This is a genomic window from Azospirillum oleiclasticum (assembly GCF_013423485.1).
GTDB classification, from domain to species: Bacteria; Pseudomonadota; Alphaproteobacteria; order Azospirillales; family Azospirillaceae; genus Azospirillum; species Azospirillum oleiclasticum.
The window spans coordinates 433,129-450,372 of record NZ_JABFFR010000005.1 but is presented as its reverse complement, the minus strand read 5'-3'; the positions used below and the strand labels follow the sequence as shown (position 1 = coordinate 450,372).

Here is a 17,244-nt window from a genome sequence, read left to right as displayed (position 1 = left end):
AAAGGACATCGGCTTGTTCCTCCTCGGAGGGTGCCGCGGCGCCGCGCAGGATGGCGGCCAGCGACGGCAGGTCCGGGGTGATGGGGCGGTCGGGCAGGCGCGCCGGGATGCCGCGCACCGGGCGCAGGGTGCGGACGACCCCGTCGGCCACCAGGAAGGCCACCTCCTCCGGGTGGCCGGGAATGCCGGCGACCAGCAGGACGGGGGTGGCCCCGTCGTAGACGGTGACGGACAGGGACAGGTGGAGCGGGGGCGTCATGCCGAGCCTGCGGTGTTGCCGATCGGGTCCTCGGCGATGTCGTCGCCACGCTGGACCGTTGCGGTTGTCAGGATGCTGCCCGCGGGGGTGCCCCCGGTCAGCACGGTGTCGAGCATGGCGCGGGCGCGTTCGAGCCGCGCGATGGCGTCGGTCAACACCTCCCGGTTTCCAGTGTTCGCGTACACGGTGCCCACCGTCGTCATCCAGGCGTCGAGCATGCCCAGCAGAGCCTGTGTGGTGCCGTGACGCTTCTCGATCTCCGCTCCCTGCTCCAGAGCCGTGACCGTGGCCTTCCGGACGCCGGCCTGGGTGCGTGCGCTGCGGGCGATCACCCGCATGATGGCGACGAAGCGGCTCATGCCCGGCCCTCCGGTTCCAGGGATGCCAGGTCGCGCGGCAGGGTGGTAGCGGGCTGGCGGGCGGCATTGAGGGCGGCGTGCAGCAGCGTCGCCAACTGGCCACCGGTGCCGGTGGCGTCGGCGAGCCGGGCGCAGGCTGTCAGAGCGGCGGAGAAGGCGATCGGCGGGTTGTCGCGTGCTTCGTCCAGGATGGCGTGCAGCTTTTCGGCCATGCCCCCCACGCGGGCGCGGCAGCGGTCACACATGGGCCACCGCCCGCCGGGCCAGCCCGGTGATGATCTGGTCGGCGATCGCAGCCGGCGTGCTGTCCATGTGGATGATGAGGGTGACGCCGTACGTCTCGGCGACCAGCACCTCCAGCTCCTCGATGTCGGGCACGGACAGGCCAAGACGGCCGAGCACGGCGGTGCGGGCGACCCGCTCATGGGCGCGGTCGCCTTGGTGAGCGAGGCCGAGGCCGATGGCGACGAAGCCACGGATGGTGCGCTCGACGCGCAGCGCGTCGGTCAGGGTGTCAGCCATGGGCGGGTTCCTCCTGCGGCGCGGCGGGGTGCTTCCGGTCCCAGCGTTCCACGGCGGCGACGGCCAGGGCGGCGACCTGGATCAGGCGGCGGCGGTGCTCGGCGTTGGTGGTGGCGCGGGCGGCCCGCATGAGGCGCTGCATGATGTGGTCGACCATCGCGTCCGCCTCGTGCGCGTCGTCGTTCGCCTGGTCGTAGCCGGCCGCGATCTGGCGGCGGCGCTCCTCCTCCACCTCGTTCAGAACCATGGTCAGGGCGGCGGCCAGCGGCGGCGGCAACGGCACCCACAGGGTGGCGTTGTGGGCGTCGCAGAGGTGTTCGACGACGGCCTTCGCGTCCGCGTCGGACAGCAGGCGGGCCGGGTCCACGGTCACGACGCAGGGCGCGCTGCGCTCGGTGCCGAGGTCTGCCAGGATGACGCCGGTGGTGCCGTCGTCGCCCGCCGGGGTCCAGCGGGCGGCCAGCACGGCGGCAGCGGTCAGGGTGGGATCAGCCATGGGCGGGTTCCCCGATGAGGTGGATCATGTGCTCCGGCGCCGGGGCGATGCGGACGTGCCCGGCCTCGTGCGGCCACAGCCAGGCGTAGCCGAAGGCCAGCAGGTCCCGCGCGATGCGCTCCGCGACGGGGCGGCCGTCCGGGGTGAGCGCCCAGACGCCCGAGGTGAACTCCTCGCACAGCTCGTCGTCGCGCAGCGTGCAGACGTTGATCTGCGGCAGCACGGTGTCCGTGCCGGGAACGGTGGCGGGCCACACCGCCACATGCCCGCGCGGGCCGACCCGCCAGCCCCGGTGCGCGTCCCACAGCGACCGCTTTTCGATATCGACCATCGCGGCACCTCACGCGTTCGCAAGGTCGAGGGGGATCAGGTCGTAGCGCCCATCGTCGCGGCGTTCGTAGACGCGCAGGTAGATGGCCTTGCCCGCCACCTCCAGCGCATCGTCGATCGCGGCCATGGCGGCGCGCCACTTGGGGTGGGTGATGTGGAGCCGGCGCAGCCGCACCAGCTCGGTCGCGCGCACCCGGCCCTGATCGTCCAGCCCGAAGGCGGCGTTGATCAGGGCGCGCACCTCCTCGCCGGCCTCGGCCTCGGCCAGCCAGTCCTGCAACGCCCGCTTCGCCACCTCGATCGAGGGGCCGACCGCCAGCCGGTCCTGCGCGCTGATCTGCACCTTGTAGCGGCGGTCGAAGGTGGTGAAGCTGACATTGCCGGCCTTGCCGCCCATCTCCACCCCGTGCTCGACACCCAGGATGCCGATCAGCGACTGCGCCTCGCTGAAGGTCAGGGCCTTCAGCTTCGCCAGGGTGGCGCGGGTGTTGAGCGCACCGGTCACCACCGTGCGCACGAAGCCGTCCTCCAGCATCTTGGCCGGCTTCACCAGCCCGGCGGCGATCAGGCTGCCGTCCTCGTCCGGCCAGAACAGCTTGCCGTTCGCCTCGACGGTCGGCGAGCCGGCGGACGGCAGGGCGGCCAGCCACCCGCACGCCTCGGCGAAGGCGGCGCGGCCGGCATCGTCCATATGCGCCAGGGCGCCGCAGGCGGCCGTGGCGATCAGGATGGCGTGCAGGTGCCGGGCGGCGGTGGGCACGCCATCGGGCAGGCTGTCGGGAATGACGGGCAGCGGGGTGGCGGTGGCGACGGGGTCCATGGTCGGCGTCTCCGGGATTGGAACGGTGTGGGAAGCGGGCGGCGACAGGCCGAAGGCGGGGAACAGGGCGGCGGCGATCGCGGCACCCGTCCAGGGGCGGACGGCGGGGCGGCCGGACAGCCAGCCGTAGGGTCCGGTCATGGCGCACCCCAGGCCGGGGGCACAGTGACCGTGGCCGCCGGGCCGCAGGCCGGCGCCGGGCGGTTGGGGCCGGCCATGTGCAGCACCGCGCGGGCCAGCGCCAGCAGGGGCGCGGTGGCGGAGCCGTGCAGCACGTCGCCGCGAAGCACGCGATCGGCCAGATGGACGGCGGCCAGCACGTCCACCGGCGCCGCCACGCACACCCAATGACCGCCGGCGGGAGCGATGGTCACCGTTTCGATGCCGCCGCCGTCGGGCGGGACGATCACGCAGGTGTAGCGGCCGTCGCCGTGGTCGCGCACCGTCTGGACGCGGCGGGTGACGACGCCGCCGCCGTCCACCGCGATCTCCACCGTCAGGCCGACCTGGGGGATCAGGCGGCGGGTCATGCCGCGTCTCCACCGGACGCGACCGGCCCACTGTGCGCGGCCGGTGCCGTGTCCATGTGGGCGGCGCAGCGGGCCAACCAGCCGCCCAGCTCCGCCGCCTGTTCCACGGTCAGGCCGCCCGGCCGCTGGCCGGCGGCATGGTTCTGCCGGACCAGCGCCGCGGCCTCCGCGAAGGCGGCGGCGAAGGGCGGGTGTGCCGCCGCGGCCTTGGCGAGCCGGTCGAGATGGGCCGCCACGGCGGCGGCCTGGGCGGGCACGAGCGGGCGGTGAACCGCGCGCAGGGTGTCGGCGAAGGCGCGGACGCGGTCGGCGGGCGTGGGCAGGGGGGCCGTGGGGATGCTGGCGGTGGGCGTGGGCATGGGCATGGCCGGTCACCCCGCGGCGTTCAGCTCGCGCCAGGCGAGCTGGAGATGGGACAGCGCGGCCGGCTGCTGCTGGCCGGACGCCAGCACGGCGGCGAAGCGCATGCATTTCTCGATCTGGCGCAGCGCGCCGGGCAGCTTCGCCTTCTCACGCAGGAAGGCCAGCGCCGCGGCGTCGGTGAAGCCGAAGAAGGCGGCCAGCGGATCCACGTCGCCGTCCTTGGGCGCCAGCAGCTTCAGCTTCCTGCCGACGCGGCTGAAAATCTGCGCGAAATCCTCCGGCCGCGAGCCGCCGTGCAGGCGGTCGTAGACGGACGCGTTGCCGGACAGCACCAGCCCGATGCGGGTGGCGTCGTGGATCGAGCGCACCGCCTCCAGCGCCGCCTTGGTCAGATGCTGCGCCTCGTCGATGATCAGGCAGCCGCCGGTGCCGTCGACGCGGCGGATCACCTCGCGCCGCAGCCGCGCCGGGTGCAGCGGCGCGTCGCGCAGCCCCAGCGCCAGCGCCAGCTCCTCCAGCAGCGGGCCGACGCCGGCGGTGGTGGGATCGGCGGTCACCACCCACACCGCGGGGGTGTTCGCCACGTAGTCGCGGATCGTCACCGTCTTGCCGAGACCGGCGCCGCCGAAGATGACGGTGATGTCGCCGAGCTGGTGGGCGTATTGCAGCGCGGTGCGGATGGCGCGGGTGGTCGGGGTGGCGATCCAGGGCAGCCGGCCCGGCAGCACCGTGGCCCCGGCGCCGCGGCCGGCGCGCAGATCCAGCCAGGCCAGCATCTTGCGCGCCACCTCGTCGGTGTCGCCGGCGTAGCTGCCCTTCAGCACGCCGGAGACGGCGCTGGCGGACAGGTCGATTTCGCGGGCGAGCTGCGCCTGGGGGATGCTGTTGGTGGAGAGGTAGGCGCGCACGCGCTCCACCACCTCGGCGGCGGACAGGACGGCGGGGGTGCTGGTGGTGGTGGTGTCGGGGGTGGCGGTCTCGGGTCCGTCGAACATGGGCGGGGGTCCTTGATCAGGCGCTGCGCAGCCGGGCCAGCCCGGCGGTCAGCAGGTCGGTGACGGTGTCGGCGGTGGGGGCCGCCGTGGGTTCGGTGGTGGTTGCGGCCTTGCCGCGCCGCGGCGGGGTGTGCAGGCGGGTGACGCCGGGCTTGGGCGGGGTGGCGGGCTGGAGTTCGGTGACGCGGGCGACGGGGTCGAGCGCGTCGAGCCGCACCTGCGCGTCGGCCGCCTGCCGGGTGGCGCGCAGGTAGTCGCCGCGGGCGCGGTTGAAGGACTTGCCGTCCGCGACGTTGTCGAAGCCGGCGGCTTCCCGGCGCTCGGCGGTGGCGATATAGCGGCCATCCAGCGTGTAGACCGGGACCGGGGCGGCGAGGTTTTCCGGATCGAAGCGCACCACCACCTTGCGGCCGGCGTGGTTGGACAGCGCCTCCGTCCAGTAGCGGTTGCCCCACAGCTTCAGCTCGCCGGACTTCCCGTCGAGCCGCAGCCCCTCGCCGGCCAGCAGCATCTGGCGGAGCTGTTCCTCCGTCGCGCGGCGCACCACCGAGGTGGCGTAGCTCTCGGCGAAGGTCTCGTCCAGGCTGCGGCCGGCGGCGGTGGCGGCGCGGCGGCCGGGCCGCGCGTTGTGGTGGGCGATCTCCTGGTTCGCCATCGCGATGAAATCGGCGATGGGGATCGCCTTGCTGCCGTAGTTCTCGGGCTTCGCCATGGGGTTGTTGCCAGTCCAAGCGCCGGCGCAAGCCGGGTGCTTCGCCACCGTGTCGCACAGGTCGCGGAAGGCGCGTTCGATGGGCTTGGCCTGCCCCCAATAGGGCGTCGTCCAATGCACCTGCACGCCCAGCAGGGTCAGCGCGCCGGCCGGTTCGTCGTCCTTCACCTTGAAGCGGTAGCGGTTGGCGGTGCCGCCGGTGATCCACTTCGATGCGAAGTTGCGGCCGTTGTCGAGCCAGCACTGTTCGGGGATGCCGAAGGTGGCGACCATGTCGCGGATGGTCAGGCGCACCGCCTCCTGGCACTCGCTGCGGCCGATGCGCCAGGACAGGATTTTGCCGGAATAGAGGTCCTGGAAGGCGACCATGACGGGGCGCGCGACGGTGCCGTCCGGCCATTTGGCGAACACGTCGAACTTGTGCCCGTCCGCGTTCACCGCCTGCATGGCGGTGAAGACGGAGCGGTCGCGCGTCTGGTGCGGGTAGCTGCGCTTCAGCGCCTCCGGCCCCTGGCGCAGCAGGGTGCGGACGGCCTGCGGCACCTCCGCCTCGATCCGGCGCTCCAGCGTCTTCAGGCTGGGGATGGTCCAGCCCTCGGCCTTGGCGGCGCGGGCCAGACGGCCGTAGCAGGACGCGGCCGTGGGCTGTTCCTGGCGCAGGTAATCGGCCTTGAACGCCTCCCACGCCGCCGGCGTGCAGGCGGCGGTGCGGGTGCCGCCGGCATACTGGTCGGCCAGCGCCGGCAGCCAGTCGGCGCGGGGCACGCCCGTCACCCGTTTGCCCCAGCGGATCAGGGTGCGCGGGCTGTCGCCGATGGCCGCCGCCACGCTGTCGCGCGCCGCGGTCAGGCCGAGGCCCTGGCCCACCAGCGTAGCGATGGCGTCCAGCGCCTCGGCCTTGCGGCGGGCTTCGGCCTTGGTGCTGTCGGGCTGGCGGTCGAACCACGCCCAGGCGGTGGCGCTGTCCGCCGAGGCCGCCGCGGCTTCGGTGACGGGATCGTCGTTGGCGGGGGCGGGGGTGGCGATGGCGGCGAGCGCCAGCTTGGCGGCGGCGATCTCCACCTTGGCGCGGACGTCGGTGGGGAGTGCGCCGATGGGGTAGAGGTGGCGGCGGCCGCCCTGGGTGCGTTCGGTGGTGTGGAGCCAGTGTTCGGACTTGGCGCGCTTCACCACCGCGGAACGGTCGATGCCCAGCGCTTCGGCGATGGTCGCCATGGAGACGCCGCCCTTCATCGCCGCACCCCATAGGTGCGGATCAGCAGGGCGCGCTGGCGCCGGATGGTCTCCATCTGGGCGTCAAGCGCCCCGACGCGGGCGGCCACCGCCTCGGGACCGACCAGCACCACCGCACCGGCACGGTCGGCGAGGTCGCGCAACAGGGCGTAGCTGCCGGTGGCGACCACCAGCGCCGGCAGCCATTGCGCCGGGAAGCGGTGGCCCTCGTGGCTCTGCGCCGTGCAGGCGTTCAGCATGTGCTCGCTGATCGGTTCGCCTGTCAGCTCCGCCATCTTGGCGGCGACCATGGCGCGGGACAGGCCCGCACCCCGCGCCTCGTCCAGGGCGTGGGAGACCAGACCGCAGACGTTGAGCGCGCAATTGAGCGAGCCGGGCAGGCCCGAGGGCGGCGGCGGGATCGGAAGCGGTGCGGTGGCGGGGGGAAGGCCCGGCAGGGGTGCCTGGGCCGGATCGTCGATGGTGGGGGATGCGCGTCGGCGGGGGGCCATGGGAGCCTCGGACGGCAAGCGGTGGGACGGGGTCAGTCGGCGGCGTCGGCGGCGGCGCGATCGGCTTCATCCTCGGCGGCGAACTCCGCCTGAAGCCCCTCGGCCGCGGACCACAGCGCCGCAAGCTGTTCGTCCCTCTCGTGGATCGCCTTCAGCTCGGTCGCCGACAGGGTGAGCCGGTAGGCGATCTTGCGGACCAGTCCGGGATCGATCCCGAACCCCTTCAGCGCGGTGTACACCGCCGACTTGTCGCGGTTCAGCCGGTCGATCTGGCGCTGGATCGAGCGCACCCGCCGGATGCTGTTGCGCAGGACATCGGCCTGTTCGTCCGTCAGGCCGTTGTGGCCGATGCCGGCCGGAGCGTCCTCGCGCACGTGCGCGAGGGTGACTAGCTTCGCGGTTGAATTGCCCGCTCCGGTGGTGCCATCCGGCACCGAAAGCGGCGGAAGCTGGTGGAAATGTGTCGGGTTCGGATCGCTCATGTCTGATGAAGCCCTGCGTTTAGACGTTGCCGTTCCTGTGCGCTTGTGTAGTTTTGCGAGGCCGGATGAGGTGCAGCCGCTCGCCGTCCGGCCCGTACCGCTCGGGAAAAATGTCCATGGGCGTGACGCCCAGCGCGTCGGCGATGGCCTGTTCCTGGGGAAAGGAGGGGGCCTCGAAGGCGCGGTAGATGGCGTTCCGGGTCCAGCCCTTGTCCCGTGCGATGCGGGCCATGGACTTGCCACGGAGCTTCAGCGCGGCCTGGACCCAAATTTCCCGTTCGCGGGGGGTCTGAAACTTGGGGATCTGCATGAAGGGGGTGTGCTCGCATGGCAAATCTATGTCTCTCGTCCTGTGTATCTGTTTTCATGTGTATCCTCAAGCGCAATTTTGCCGAACAGCTTCACAAACGTAATTTTTCAGGCCTTCTGGCGAGCAAAATGGCGCTAAATCTATGTTTCGTATGGGATTTTCGGGAACCTGTGCATAGCGCGGCGGCGCTGGCCCGAATGCACAGGTTCTCGCGGGGAACCTGTGCATGAGCAGCTCGGTCGGTGAGCGGCTGGAAGCGGTGCGGAAGGCCCTCGGTGAGACCCAGAAATCGATGTCAACCCGCTATGGGCTCGGCGAAAGCACCTGGCAAACCCTGGAACGCGATGGCCGGCTCCCCAAGACGGAGACGCTGACGAGGCTCGCCGCGGATGGCGTCAGTATCGACTGGCTGGTGACCGGCGACGGTCCGATGATGCGCGGGCCGTCGCCGGCCGGACCGACCGACACCGCGCCGGAGACGCCGACGCCGGGGCCGGTGGTGCTGACGGCCGACGCGAAGGAGTGGCGGGCGATGCTCATCACCGTGCTGCGCACCTGCCAGGAGGAAGGGCTGGACATGCGCGACGCGGTCCCGGAGAAGTTCGCCGATATCGTCGATGTCATGATTGAAATATCGAAAACCGTGCCCGACACAGGTCCGGCGGACGTTTCGATTGCAAAACGGCCAAGCATCCTCAAGAGGATCGCGTCGCTTCTGCTGCCCTGACGGGCGCGGGCGCGTCCTTTGGGTGGAATATTATTGTATGCGTTGCGTCAAATTGTTGCGTAGACTTGGCGGTTTCATACGGATGCGTTAACATCCCGCCGCGCGTGCATCGTCCGGGAAAGGGCGGGGGCGTGACGTGCTGGACACACGTCTTCCATGGGGTTGCTTGCAGGGCTCACCCACTGGCCTTTCGACCACCCGCCCGCCTTGCCGGCCCGGCACGGGGGCGAATAGCAACGGGTGTGCCATGAGTCACGACCAAATCTTGCAGAGCACCATCCGCGCCGCTTTTCCGCGGTGCCGGACCAGGCGCCGGGTGCTCTGGACCATCACCGCCGCCGCGGTCGCGGCTGGCGGCGCGCTGGCCGGCGCCACGATCATCCGGACCGTCGCCCAGGCCGATCCGCTGGCCGACGCGACGCCGGGCACGACGAACGGTGATGCAAACCGCGACCGATGAGCGGTTTGCGTCGCAAATTGCATACGCGGATATGAGGGGTGCGGGCGATGTGGCAGGGGATCGGGTTGATCATCGTGGCGGTGTTTCTGGTGCGCGCCTGCGGCGGGGGGGCGGAACCGCCGCCGGTGCCGTCCATTGTGCCCGAGCTGGACGCCGCGAGCATGTGTCACGACGCCATTCAGCAACGGGCGCCCGGCTTCAACGTGAGGATGGGGCACAGCTTCCACACCGATCAGGTGTTCCACTTCACCTACATACCCGCCGACGCCCAGCTCGCGCCGACGACACAGACGGTGGCCGCCTGTGTGGTCAGCCGCGTCAACAAGCGGATCAGCTACCTGTCGATCCGCGGCGAGACCTTCATCCACAGTTGAAGGCGCCTTGAACGCCCCGTCACGCCCGTGCCAAAGTGACAAACCGGATGTCGCCGCGCCGCGCCGGCCTCAAATCGGTGACAAACGGCAGAGGGCCGGCGGTCTGGACACGGCGGCCCTCGAACCCTAGGCGGAGCAAGGCGTTGTCCCACCCCATCCCGCCAAATCCCGCCTCATCCCGCCCCTGTCAAACCCCCTGTCCCCTCACAGCGTGGCTGGTCTCAGCCCCGGAGACCGTGTGGCGGTGAATCCCTCGCGCTGGTGCGGCGTCTGCGCCTGGTGCCGGGAGGGACGCGAGAACCTGTGCGAGAACATCTATTTCATGGGCTCGGCGTCGAAGACGCCGCACATGCAGGGTGGCTTCGCCAGCTCCTTCGACGCTGTCCCCGCCCAATGCTTGCGCATCCCCGACACCCTGCCCTTCGAGGCGGCGGCGTTGGCCGAGCCGTTGGCGGTGTGCCTGCACGCGGTGGCGCGGGCCGGCGACGTGACCGGCCGGCGGGTGGTGCTGTTCGGGGCCGGGCCGATCGGGCTGCTGACCATGCTGGCTGCCCGGCGCAAGGGTGCGGCCGAGCTGACCATGGTGGACATCGCCGCCGCACCGCTGGCCTTCGCCCGCAACCTCGGCGCCGACCGGGTGATCGATCTGTCCGGCGGCGATGACGAGCTGCGCGCGCTGGCCGCGTCCGGCGCCTTCGACGTGGCGTTCGAGATCTCCGGCACGCCGGCCGGGCTCGCGTCGGCCATCGCGTCGGTGCGGCGCGGCGGCACCGTGGTGCAGGTCGGCAACCTGCCCGGCGGCGCCATCCCCACCCCCTCCAACGCCGTCATGGCGAAGGAGATCGACCTGAAGGGCACCTTCCGCTTCGGCCAGGAGTTCGCCGAGGCGGTGCAGCTCATCGCCACCGGCGACGTCGACGTGCTGAAGCTCGTCACCGCCCGCCGGACGCTGGAGGAGGCGCCGGAGGCTTTCCGGCTGGCGCTCGACCGCTCGCAGAGCGTGAAGGTGGTGCTGACGGCGGGGTGAGGCGTCAACGCCTCCGCATCGCCGCCATGCCGAGCCGGGCGTGGTCGCGCGGCCCGCGAGCCGCTAACACTGGCGCGTTTCCCCATCACTCGCGGCCGCCATGCCCCCGCTTCCTCCGTCCTCCGCCACCGTCCTGCCGGCGGGTCCGGCCGGTTCTGCCTTCCGTCACCGGTCGTTCAAGCTGTTCTGGTGCGCGCGGGTGGCCGGCATGCTGGCGGTCCAGATGCAGGTGGTGGCGGTCGGCTGGCAGATCTACGAGCTGACCGACAGCGCGCTGGCGCTGGGCATGGTCGGGCTGTTCCAGTTCCTGCCGTCGCTGGCCCTGGCGCTGGTGGCCGGCCATGTGGTGGACAGCCGCGACCGGCGGCGCGTGCTGCTGGCCGCCGTGGGGCTGCAGGCGGTCGCGATCGCGGCGCTGTGCGTGCTGACCGCGGCCGGGGCGCTGGCGGCGATGCCGGTGCTGGTGTACGCGGTGGTGGCGGTGATCGGCGCCGCCAAGGCCTTCGAGGGGCCGGGGAACCAGGCGATCCTGTCCGCCCTCGTCCCGCCGGCGGATCTGCCGAACGCCGTGGCCTGGAACAGTTCGGCCACCCAGACGGCGATGGTGACCGGACCGGCGCTGGGCGGGCTGCTCTACATCGCCGGGCCGGCGGTGGTGTACGCCACCTCCGCCCTGCTGCTGGCCGGTGCGGTCCTCTTCATTGCCCTGCTCCGCCCCCGCCGGGTGGCGCAGGCCCCACGCGCCATGAGCTGGGAGTCGCTGATGGCCGGGATCGGCTTCATCCGCGGGCAACGCGCCATCCTCGGCGCCATCACGCTCGACATGGTGGCGGTTCTGCTGGGCGGGGCGACGGCGCTGCTGCCCGTCTTCGCGCGCGACATCCTGCATGTCGGGCCGGAGGGGATGGGCGTGCTGCGCGCCGCCCCCGCCATCGGGGCCGTCGCCATGGCGGTGGTGCTGGCGCGGGTGGGGGTGCGGCGCCACGCCGGGGCCTGGATGCTGGCCGGAGTGGCGGGATTCGGTGCCGCCACGGTGCTGTTCGGGCTCTCCACCGACCCGGTCCTGTCGTTCTTCGCGCTGATCGCCATCGGGGCCACCGATCAGGTCAGCGTGGTCGTCCGCATGACGCTGATCCAGCTCGCCACCCCCGACGACGTGCGCGGGCGGGTCGGGGCGGTGAATTCGCTGTTCATCGGGGCCTCCAACCAGCTCGGCGAGTTCGAGTCCGGTGTGGCGGCGACGCTGCTGGGCGTGGTGCCCGCGGTGGTGCTGGGCGGCGTCGGCGCCATCGCGCTCGCCGCCGGCTGGGCGCGTCTGTTCCCGGAGCTGCGCCGCATCGACCGGCTGACCGAGTTGCGTTAGACCGGCCGGCGTCCGAGAGTCCCATCGATCGGTCACGATCAATGGAACATGGTGTAAGGTGCCCCAATGAGCGACGCCGTCACCCTCGATCGAATCCGCAATTCGTTGGAAGGGGTGGCGCCCGCCGCCATCGCCACCTGCGACGCCGACGGCACGCCGAACGTGTCGCTGCTGTCGCAGGTGCATTATGTGGATGGCGAGCATGTCGCGCTCTCCTACCAGTTCTTCAACAAGACGCGGCGCAATCTGCTCGCCAATCCCGTCGCCACGCTCCAGCTCGTCGATCCGGAGACGGCGGCGCAGCACCGGCTCACCGTCCGCTACCTGCGGACGGAGACGGATGGGCCGTTGTTCGAGAGCATGAAGGCGAAGCTGTCCGGGATCGCGTCCCACGTCGGCATGCAGGGGGTGTTCCGGCTGCTCGGTGCCGACGTCTGCCGGGTAGTGTCGGTCGAGCGGGTGCCGGGGGCGTCGCTGCCGGCGGAACCGCGCGGCCATGGCCTGCTGTCCGCGACGCGGCGCTGCTGCGAGCGGCTGGCCGCCGACGCCGACCAGGCGGAGCTGTTCGACCGTCTGCTGGACGGGCTGCGCAGCGGATTCGGCGTGGAGCACGCGCAGATCCTGATGCTGGACGAGCCGGCCGACCGGCTCTATGCCGTCGCCACCATGGGCTACCGGGAGTCGGGTGTGGGGGCCGAGGTGGCGTTGGGGGAGGGCGTGATCGGCGTCGCGGCGCGCGAGCGCGTTCCCATCCGCATCACCCACGTCACGGCCGAATACGGCTACGGCCGCGCCGTGCGCGACCGCATCGCCGATGCCGCGGCGATCATCACCGAAATTCCCTTCCCCGGTCTGCCCGAGCCGTACAGTCAGCTCGCCGTGCCGATCACCGCCGGCCCGCGACTGTTCGGTGTCCTGTTCGTGGAAAGCCGGCGCGAGTTCCGTTTCCGCTACGACGACGAGGACGCGCTGGCAACGGTGGCGGCGCAGCTCGCCGCCCGCCTCGCCGCGCTGGTGCCCGCCGCCGAGGCGGAGGAGACCGCGCCCGCCGGTGCGGCGGTGGAGGCGGGGCAGGGCGTTCCCGCCACCGTCCGCCACTATGCCGCGGACGACAGTGTGTTCATCGACCACGACTACCTGATCAAGGGCGTGGCCGGCGCCATTTTCTGGAAGCTCGCCCGCGACCATGTGGAACAGGGCCGCACCGACTTCACCAACCGCGAGCTGCGGCTGGCCGCCGACATCCGCCTGCCCGACGCCGCGGAGAATCTGGAAGCCCGCCTGATCCTGCTGCAACGCCGGCTGGCGGAGCGCTGCCGCTTCCTGCGCATCGAGAAGACCGGCCGCGGCCGTTTCCGTCTCGCCGTCGACCGCCCGCTGTCGCTGGAGGCGATGCCGTGATGATGCGTGGGGTGCGGCGTCATTCCGGCGCCTCCGCGACCTGTGGAGCGGCCGGTCGGAAGACGGGGCGGTCGCGGAAGAAGGTATGGTCGCCGATGGAGACGGTCCGTGCTGCGGGCTCCGCCCAGGCCGGTGTCGCACGCCCGAGGCGCGCCTGGACGGGTGGGCTGTAGAACAGCAGCGCCCGCCGGGTGGGGTCGGGCAGGTCGTCGTCGTTCAGGTTCCAGGCGATGGCGCGGGCGGTGTCGAGCATCGTTCGGTCGGGAGCAAGCCGCGCCCGCGGCCAGGAGGGCATGCCGCCGGCCGCGATGACGCGCGCCTGCCGGCGGAGGTCGGCGGCGATGCGGCGGGCTTCCGCCGTCGGATCGGTGTCGGCGGCTGCATTCGCCCGGCCGGTGCTGCCCGGTTTGCGGGCCGGCTTGGGGACCTTGCGGGCCTTCTGCGTGAACGGTTCGAACTGGGCGGCCGCGACCAGCGCCTTGCAGGGGGTTTCCGGGTGGGCGTCCGACGACGCGCGGTTGGCGAGCACCCACATGACCGCCGCCATCGCCTCCGGCCCGTCGCCGCGCGCCTCCGCCCAGCCGGCGATCGCGAGGCAGCGCCGTTCCCGCTCGGCCTGCCAGGGGGTGAGCATATGCACCGCCGCCCCGATCATCACCGGCTGCCGTTCGCCGCCGCGCTTCGGCAGCTTGCCGGCCTTCCCTTCGGCGAAGGCGATGCAGGCGCCGTCGCCGGGTCGGCAGGCCGAACTCCCGGCATCCGCCGTGCCGGGCAGACCGGCCGCCGCGAGGGCCAGGGCAAGGACGAGGAGGCGCATTCCCGATCTCCCACTGGTGAAGCCACCCCTTCGGGGACAGCCGGGCCGCCGGCAAGTTCCCGCACCTCCCCGGCTGCGCCACCCGACCGGTCGCTGATAGGCTGGTCGGCCATGAGCTTTTTTCCAGGCCCCGCGGGCGCGTCGTCCCGTATGCTTGCCGTGCCAACAATGTGGCCAACTGTGTGGAGGGCGCGCCCATGCCGAGGACCGAGGCGGTTTCCTGGAACGACGTGCCGGTGGTGCCGGCGGACGGCATCGAGCGGCGCGAGATCGTCGGGGACGGCGCGTCCCTGAAACGCATCGACATCGAGGCCGGTGTGATCGCCGGGCGCCACAGCCACGATCACGAGCAGTTCCTGCTGGTGCTGGAAGGCCACGCCATCCTTCGGGTCGAATCCGGCACCATCGAGCTGCGCCCCGGCATGGTCGTCCGCTTCGAGCCGGAGGCCTGGCACGGCGCCGAGTTCGTCGAGAAGACCGTGCTGATCGAGGTCAACCTCCGCCCCGCCCGCTGACGCCTGCCGGCCGCTCCCGCGATGACCCCACGCACACGGATCGTTCTGGCCCTCGGCACGGCGCAGACGCTGGCCTGGGCCTCCAGCTACTATCTGCCGGCGATCCTGGCGGCACCCATGGCGCGCGACCTGGGGCTGACCACCGGCTGGGTCTACGGGGCCTTCTCGCTGGCGCTGCTGGTGTCGGCGGCGCTGGGACCGGCGGCCGGGCGGCGCATCGACCGGCTGGGCGGGCGCGATGTGCTGGTGCTGTCCAACCTGATCTTCGCGGCCGGGCTGCTGGCGCTGGCCGCGGCGGGCGGACCGGTCCTGCTGTTCGCGGGCTGGGCGGTGATGGGCGTCGGTATGGCGATCGGGCTGTACGAGGCGGCCTTTTCCACGCTGGCCGGCATTTACGGCCGTGATGCGCGCGGCGCCATCACCGGCATCACGCTGTTGGCCGGCTTCGCCAGCACGGTGGGCTGGCCGCTCACCGCGCTGTTGGAGGCGGAGCTGGGCTGGCGTTGGGCCTGCGTTGCGTGGGCCCTGCTGCATCTCGGCCTCGGGCTGCCGCTGAACCGCTTCCTGGTGCCGGTCGGCACCCAGCCGGCTCCGCCCGCCGCCGGCCCTGCGGCCCCGGCGACCGGACGGCCGGGGTTGGACCGGTCGATGGTGCTGCTGGCTTTCGTCTTCTCCGCCGCGTGGTTCACCAGCACGGCGATGGCGGCGCATCTGCCGCGCCTGCTGGAATCGGCCGGTGCCTCGGCGACCGCGGCCATCGCCGCGGCGGCCCTGGTCGGGCCGGCGCAGGTCGCCGGGCGGCTGCTGGAGTTCGGGGTGCTTCAGCGCTTCCACCCCCTGCTGTCGGCCCGGCTCGCCGCCGCCGCCCACCCGCTGGGGGTGGTGGCGCTGCTGGCGCTGGGCGGACCCGCGGCGTCGCTCTTCGCGGTGGTGCACGGGGCTGGCAACGGCATCCTCACCATCGCCAAGGGCACCCTGCCGCTGGTGATCTTCGGCGCGCACGGCTACGGCGAGCGGCAGGGCGTGCTGATGGTCCCTGTGCGTTTCGCGCAGGCGGCGGCACCCTTCGTGTTCGCGCTGCTGATGGAGCGGTACGGCGTGTGGTCGCTGCTGCTGTCGGCCGGTCTCGGCGTCGCGGCGGTGGCGGCGCTGTTGGCGCTCGACAGCTCCGTCGCCACCCGGCGGGCGTGACCGCCGCCGGTCATCCGGCGTGACGGTCAGCCCAGCTCGATGCGGTTGCGGCCCAACGCCTTGGCGCGGTAGAGCGCCTGGTCGGCGCGGTGCAGGACCGCTTCCATGCTGTCCAGCGCTCCCCGTGCCTGGGTGATGCCGAAACTGGCGGTGAGGCCGTGGCTGTGGCCCTGCGGCAGCGGCACCGCCATGGCGGCGAGCCCCACCCGCAGCCGCTCGGCGACCCGGCCGGCATCCGCGAGCGTGGTGTCGGGAAGCAGGATCGCGAATTCCTCGCCGCCGATGCGGCCGACGCTGTCGCCGGCGCGCAGGTGCCGGCGGATCTCGGCGACCGTGGCGCGGATGGCCTCGTCGCCGGCGGCGTGACCGTGGTCGTCGTTGATGCGCTTGAAGTGGTCGATGTCGAGCATCACCAGGCAGAAGGGCCGGTTGCCTGCCTCCACGTCGCGCAGCGCCGCCTCCACCCGGTCCAGCAGGTGGCGGCGGTTGTAGGTGCCGCTGAGCGGGTCGGTGATGGCGAGCCGGTGCAGCTCGCGCTCCATGCGCCGGCGCTCGGTGATGTCCATGGCGATGCCCACCACCCCCGCCGTGCCGCCGTCCGGCCCGGCCAGCGCCTTGCGCATCACCAGCACCTCGCGGACCTGCCCGTCGGCGTCCATCACCGCGGTCTCCACGGCGGGTGGCGGCTCGGTGCCGGCCGCCGGCGCGGCCAGCCCGCCAAACGCCGGCGGGTCCGCCCCCACCGTCGCCATGCCGCCGCCGAACAGCGCGCGGAAGGCGCGGTTGCAGATGCGGTAGGTGCCGCCCGCCTCCTGGTACCAGACCGGGCTCGGCATCAGCTCGACAAGATTCTCCACGAAGCGGGTCTGCTCCTCGGCCATCGCCTGCCGGCGCGCCAGTTCGGCGGTGCGTTCGGCGACCCGCGCCTCCAGCGACCGGTTCAGGCATTCGATGGTGGTCAGGTCCCGCCAGCCGCGCAGAGCGCTGACCAGGCTGGTGAACAGCCGGTTGGAGGTGAGGTCGTTCTTGCTGCGGTAATCGTTGATGTCGTAGGCGACCACCACCTCGCGTTCCGGCGCCTGCCCCGGCTGGCCGGTGCGCAGGATGATCCGGATGTGGCGGTTGCCCAGTTCGCGGCGGATGTGGTGGACGAGCTGGAGCCCGGCGTCCGGCGTCTCCATCACCACGTCCAGCAGCACCACCGGAATGTCGGGCCGTGCCGCCAGGATCGCCCGCGCCTCCGCCGCCGAATGCGCGCTCAGCATCTCAAAGTCACGGCCGTCGAAATCGAAGTCCTTCAGCAGCAGGCGCGTCATCGCGTGCACCTGCTCGTCGTCGTCAACCACCAGGATCGGCCAGGGGCTTGGCCGCTCCGCTGGTGGTTGGACTCCGGTGCCGTCGTCGCAAGGAAACAGATCGTCCACAAACACACTCATCATCCACACCGTCACAGGGGCGGCACCGGAG

The 17,244-nt window shown here is 72.0% G+C and carries 24 protein-coding genes; 8 read left to right on the top strand and 16 right to left on the bottom strand.

Going from position 1 to position 17,244, the window contains the following annotated elements; translation table 11 throughout:
• The 14 genes from HL658_RS09900 to HL658_RS09835 form a co-directional block, all read right to left on the bottom strand.
• Positions 1-259, bottom strand: a 259-nt coding sequence (locus HL658_RS09900) for a hypothetical protein (protein WP_180281795.1), incomplete at its 3' end; no start/stop codon positions are given.
• Positions 256-618 carry a hypothetical protein gene (locus HL658_RS09895; RefSeq protein ID WP_180281794.1) on the bottom strand — a complete coding sequence of 121 codons (363 nt, stop codon included), beginning with the start codon at positions 616-618 and terminating at the stop codon, positions 256-258. The genes HL658_RS09900 and HL658_RS09895, both read right to left, overlap by 4 nt.
• Positions 615-863, bottom strand: a complete 249-nt coding sequence (locus HL658_RS09890; protein WP_180281793.1) for a hypothetical protein — start codon at positions 861-863, stop codon at positions 615-617. The genes HL658_RS09895 and HL658_RS09890 overlap by 4 nt, the downstream gene beginning before the upstream one ends.
• Positions 856-1,140 (bottom strand): hypothetical protein, encoded by a 285-nt coding sequence (locus HL658_RS09885; RefSeq protein ID WP_180281792.1) that lies wholly within the window; start codon positions 1,138-1,140, stop codon positions 856-858. The genes HL658_RS09890 and HL658_RS09885 overlap by 8 nt, the downstream gene beginning before the upstream one ends.
• Positions 1,133-1,636 (bottom strand): hypothetical protein, encoded by a 504-nt coding sequence (locus HL658_RS09880; RefSeq protein ID WP_180281791.1) that lies wholly within the window; start codon positions 1,634-1,636, stop codon positions 1,133-1,135. Before HL658_RS09880 ends, HL658_RS09885 begins: the two co-directional genes overlap by 8 nt.
• Positions 1,629-1,967, bottom strand: coding sequence for a hypothetical protein (locus HL658_RS09875; RefSeq protein ID WP_180281790.1), 339 nt, complete (start codon positions 1,965-1,967; stop codon positions 1,629-1,631). Before HL658_RS09875 ends, HL658_RS09880 begins: the two co-directional genes overlap by 8 nt.
• 9 nt (positions 1,968-1,976) lie before the next feature.
• Complete coding sequence (locus HL658_RS09870) at positions 1,977-2,927, bottom strand: DUF3164 family protein (RefSeq protein WP_180281789.1); 951 nt, start codon at positions 2,925-2,927, stop codon at positions 1,977-1,979.
• Positions 2,924-3,316, bottom strand: a complete 393-nt coding sequence (locus tag HL658_RS09865; protein ID WP_180281788.1) for a hypothetical protein — start codon at positions 3,314-3,316, stop codon at positions 2,924-2,926. Before HL658_RS09865 ends, HL658_RS09870 begins: the two co-directional genes overlap by 4 nt.
• A complete protein-coding gene (locus tag HL658_RS09860) occupies positions 3,313-3,681 on the bottom strand; it encodes a hypothetical protein (protein WP_180281787.1) in 369 nt (122 codons plus the stop codon). Before HL658_RS09860 ends, HL658_RS09865 begins: the two co-directional genes overlap by 4 nt.
• Positions 3,682-3,687: 6 nt before the next feature.
• On the bottom strand, positions 3,688-4,674 hold the full coding sequence (locus tag HL658_RS09855; protein WP_180281786.1) for an AAA family ATPase: 987 nt from the start codon (positions 4,672-4,674) through the stop codon (positions 3,688-3,690).
• 16 nt (positions 4,675-4,690) lie between these two features.
• On the bottom strand, positions 4,691-6,601 hold the full coding sequence (locus HL658_RS09850) for a transposase domain-containing protein (RefSeq protein ID WP_180287629.1): 1,911 nt from the start codon (positions 6,599-6,601) through the stop codon (positions 4,691-4,693).
• Between the two features lie 14 nt (positions 6,602-6,615).
• Complete coding sequence (locus tag HL658_RS09845; RefSeq protein ID WP_180281784.1) at positions 6,616-7,110, bottom strand: hypothetical protein; 495 nt, start codon at positions 7,108-7,110, stop codon at positions 6,616-6,618.
• A gap of 32 nt (positions 7,111-7,142) precedes the next feature.
• A complete protein-coding gene (locus HL658_RS09840) occupies positions 7,143-7,592 on the bottom strand; it encodes a DUF2312 domain-containing protein (RefSeq protein ID WP_180281783.1) in 450 nt (149 codons plus the stop codon).
• 19 nt (positions 7,593-7,611) lie between these two features.
• Positions 7,612-7,902 carry a helix-turn-helix domain-containing protein gene (locus tag HL658_RS09835; RefSeq protein WP_180281782.1) on the bottom strand — a complete coding sequence of 97 codons (291 nt, stop codon included), beginning with the start codon at positions 7,900-7,902 and terminating at the stop codon, positions 7,612-7,614.
• Positions 7,903-8,128: 226 nt separating this feature from the next.
• Here HL658_RS09835 and HL658_RS09830 point away from each other — a divergent pair, with 226 nt between their 5' ends.
• From HL658_RS09830 to HL658_RS09805, 6 genes are all read left to right on the top strand, one after another.
• The gene (locus HL658_RS09830; protein WP_180281781.1) at positions 8,129-8,629 is read left to right on the top strand and encodes a helix-turn-helix domain-containing protein; all 501 of its coding nucleotides are present in this window, start codon (positions 8,129-8,131) and stop codon (positions 8,627-8,629) included.
• A gap of 316 nt (positions 8,630-8,945) precedes the next feature.
• Positions 8,946-9,089, top strand: coding sequence for a hypothetical protein (locus HL658_RS09825; RefSeq protein ID WP_180281780.1), 144 nt, complete (start codon positions 8,946-8,948; stop codon positions 9,087-9,089).
• Positions 9,090-9,127: 38 nt separating this feature from the next.
• Positions 9,128-9,463: a hypothetical protein gene (locus HL658_RS09820; RefSeq protein ID WP_180281779.1), complete on the top strand. Its 336-nt coding sequence runs from the start codon at positions 9,128-9,130 to the stop codon at positions 9,461-9,463.
• Positions 9,464-9,674: 211 nt separating this feature from the next.
• The gene (locus tag HL658_RS09815) at positions 9,675-10,490 is read left to right on the top strand and encodes a zinc-binding dehydrogenase (RefSeq protein WP_343055045.1); all 816 of its coding nucleotides are present in this window, start codon (positions 9,675-9,677) and stop codon (positions 10,488-10,490) included.
• Between the two features lie 100 nt (positions 10,491-10,590).
• Positions 10,591-11,853, top strand: a complete 1,263-nt coding sequence (locus tag HL658_RS09810; RefSeq protein WP_180281778.1) for an MFS transporter — start codon at positions 10,591-10,593, stop codon at positions 11,851-11,853.
• A 66-nt stretch (positions 11,854-11,919) separates the two neighbouring features.
• Positions 11,920-13,254, top strand: a complete 1,335-nt coding sequence (locus HL658_RS09805) for a GAF domain-containing protein (RefSeq protein ID WP_180281777.1) — start codon at positions 11,920-11,922, stop codon at positions 13,252-13,254.
• Between the two features lie 19 nt (positions 13,255-13,273).
• Here the strand turns inward: HL658_RS09805 and HL658_RS09800 are convergent, their stop codons facing one another.
• Complete coding sequence (locus tag HL658_RS09800; protein ID WP_180281776.1) at positions 13,274-14,071, bottom strand: cell wall hydrolase; 798 nt, start codon at positions 14,069-14,071, stop codon at positions 13,274-13,276.
• A gap of 197 nt (positions 14,072-14,268) precedes the next feature.
• On the opposite strand from HL658_RS09800, the gene HL658_RS09795 reads away from it, so the two are divergent.
• Entirely contained in the window at positions 14,269-14,586 is a 318-nt protein-coding gene (locus tag HL658_RS09795; RefSeq protein WP_180281775.1) for a cupin domain-containing protein, read from the top strand.
• Positions 14,587-14,607: 21 nt separating this feature from the next.
• Positions 14,608-15,777 (top strand): MFS transporter, encoded by a 1,170-nt coding sequence (locus HL658_RS09790; protein ID WP_180281774.1) that lies wholly within the window; start codon positions 14,608-14,610, stop codon positions 15,775-15,777.
• A 26-nt stretch (positions 15,778-15,803) separates the two neighbouring features.
• On the opposite strand, the gene HL658_RS09785 is transcribed toward HL658_RS09790, so the two are convergent.
• A complete protein-coding gene (locus HL658_RS09785; RefSeq protein WP_246337408.1) occupies positions 15,804-17,216 on the bottom strand; it encodes a sensor domain-containing diguanylate cyclase in 1,413 nt (470 codons plus the stop codon).
• Between the last annotated feature and the right edge of the window lie 28 nt (positions 17,217-17,244).

Coding starts and splice junctions, on each gene's coding strand:
- HL658_RS09895 (WP_180281794.1), bottom strand. CDS start 618: ATGAGCCGCTTCGTCGCCATCATGCGGGTGATCGCCCGCAGCGCACGC.
- HL658_RS09890 (WP_180281793.1), bottom strand. CDS start 863: ATGTGTGACCGCTGCCGCGCCCGCGTGGGGGGCATGGCCGAAAAGCTG.
- HL658_RS09885 (WP_180281792.1), bottom strand. CDS start 1,140: ATGGCTGACACCCTGACCGACGCGCTGCGCGTCGAGCGCACCATCCGT.
- HL658_RS09880 (WP_180281791.1), bottom strand. CDS start 1,636: ATGGCTGATCCCACCCTGACCGCTGCCGCCGTGCTGGCCGCCCGCTGG.
- HL658_RS09875 (WP_180281790.1), bottom strand. CDS start 1,967: ATGGTCGATATCGAAAAGCGGTCGCTGTGGGACGCGCACCGGGGCTGG.
- HL658_RS09870 (WP_180281789.1), bottom strand. CDS start 2,927: ATGACCGGACCCTACGGCTGGCTGTCCGGCCGCCCCGCCGTCCGCCCC.
- HL658_RS09865 (WP_180281788.1), bottom strand. CDS start 3,316: ATGACCCGCCGCCTGATCCCCCAGGTCGGCCTGACGGTGGAGATCGCG.
- HL658_RS09860 (WP_180281787.1), bottom strand. CDS start 3,681: ATGCCCATGCCCACGCCCACCGCCAGCATCCCCACGGCCCCCCTGCCC.
- HL658_RS09855 (WP_180281786.1), bottom strand. CDS start 4,674: ATGTTCGACGGACCCGAGACCGCCACCCCCGACACCACCACCACCAGC.
- HL658_RS09850 (WP_180287629.1), bottom strand. CDS start 6,601: ATGGCGACCATCGCCGAAGCGCTGGGCATCGACCGTTCCGCGGTGGTG.
- HL658_RS09845 (WP_180281784.1), bottom strand. CDS start 7,110: ATGGCCCCCCGCCGACGCGCATCCCCCACCATCGACGATCCGGCCCAG.
- HL658_RS09840 (WP_180281783.1), bottom strand. CDS start 7,592: ATGAGCGATCCGAACCCGACACATTTCCACCAGCTTCCGCCGCTTTCG.
- HL658_RS09835 (WP_180281782.1), bottom strand. CDS start 7,902: ATGCAGATCCCCAAGTTTCAGACCCCCCGCGAACGGGAAATTTGGGTC.
- HL658_RS09830 (WP_180281781.1), top strand. CDS start 8,129: ATGAGCAGCTCGGTCGGTGAGCGGCTGGAAGCGGTGCGGAAGGCCCTC.
- HL658_RS09810 (WP_180281778.1), top strand. CDS start 10,591: ATGCCCCCGCTTCCTCCGTCCTCCGCCACCGTCCTGCCGGCGGGTCCG.
- HL658_RS09805 (WP_180281777.1), top strand. CDS start 11,920: ATGAGCGACGCCGTCACCCTCGATCGAATCCGCAATTCGTTGGAAGGG.
- HL658_RS09800 (WP_180281776.1), bottom strand. CDS start 14,071: ATGCGCCTCCTCGTCCTTGCCCTGGCCCTCGCGGCGGCCGGTCTGCCC.
- HL658_RS09795 (WP_180281775.1), top strand. CDS start 14,269: ATGCCGAGGACCGAGGCGGTTTCCTGGAACGACGTGCCGGTGGTGCCG.
- HL658_RS09790 (WP_180281774.1), top strand. CDS start 14,608: ATGACCCCACGCACACGGATCGTTCTGGCCCTCGGCACGGCGCAGACG.
- HL658_RS09785 (WP_246337408.1), bottom strand. CDS start 17,216: ATGATGAGTGTGTTTGTGGACGATCTGTTTCCTTGCGACGACGGCACC.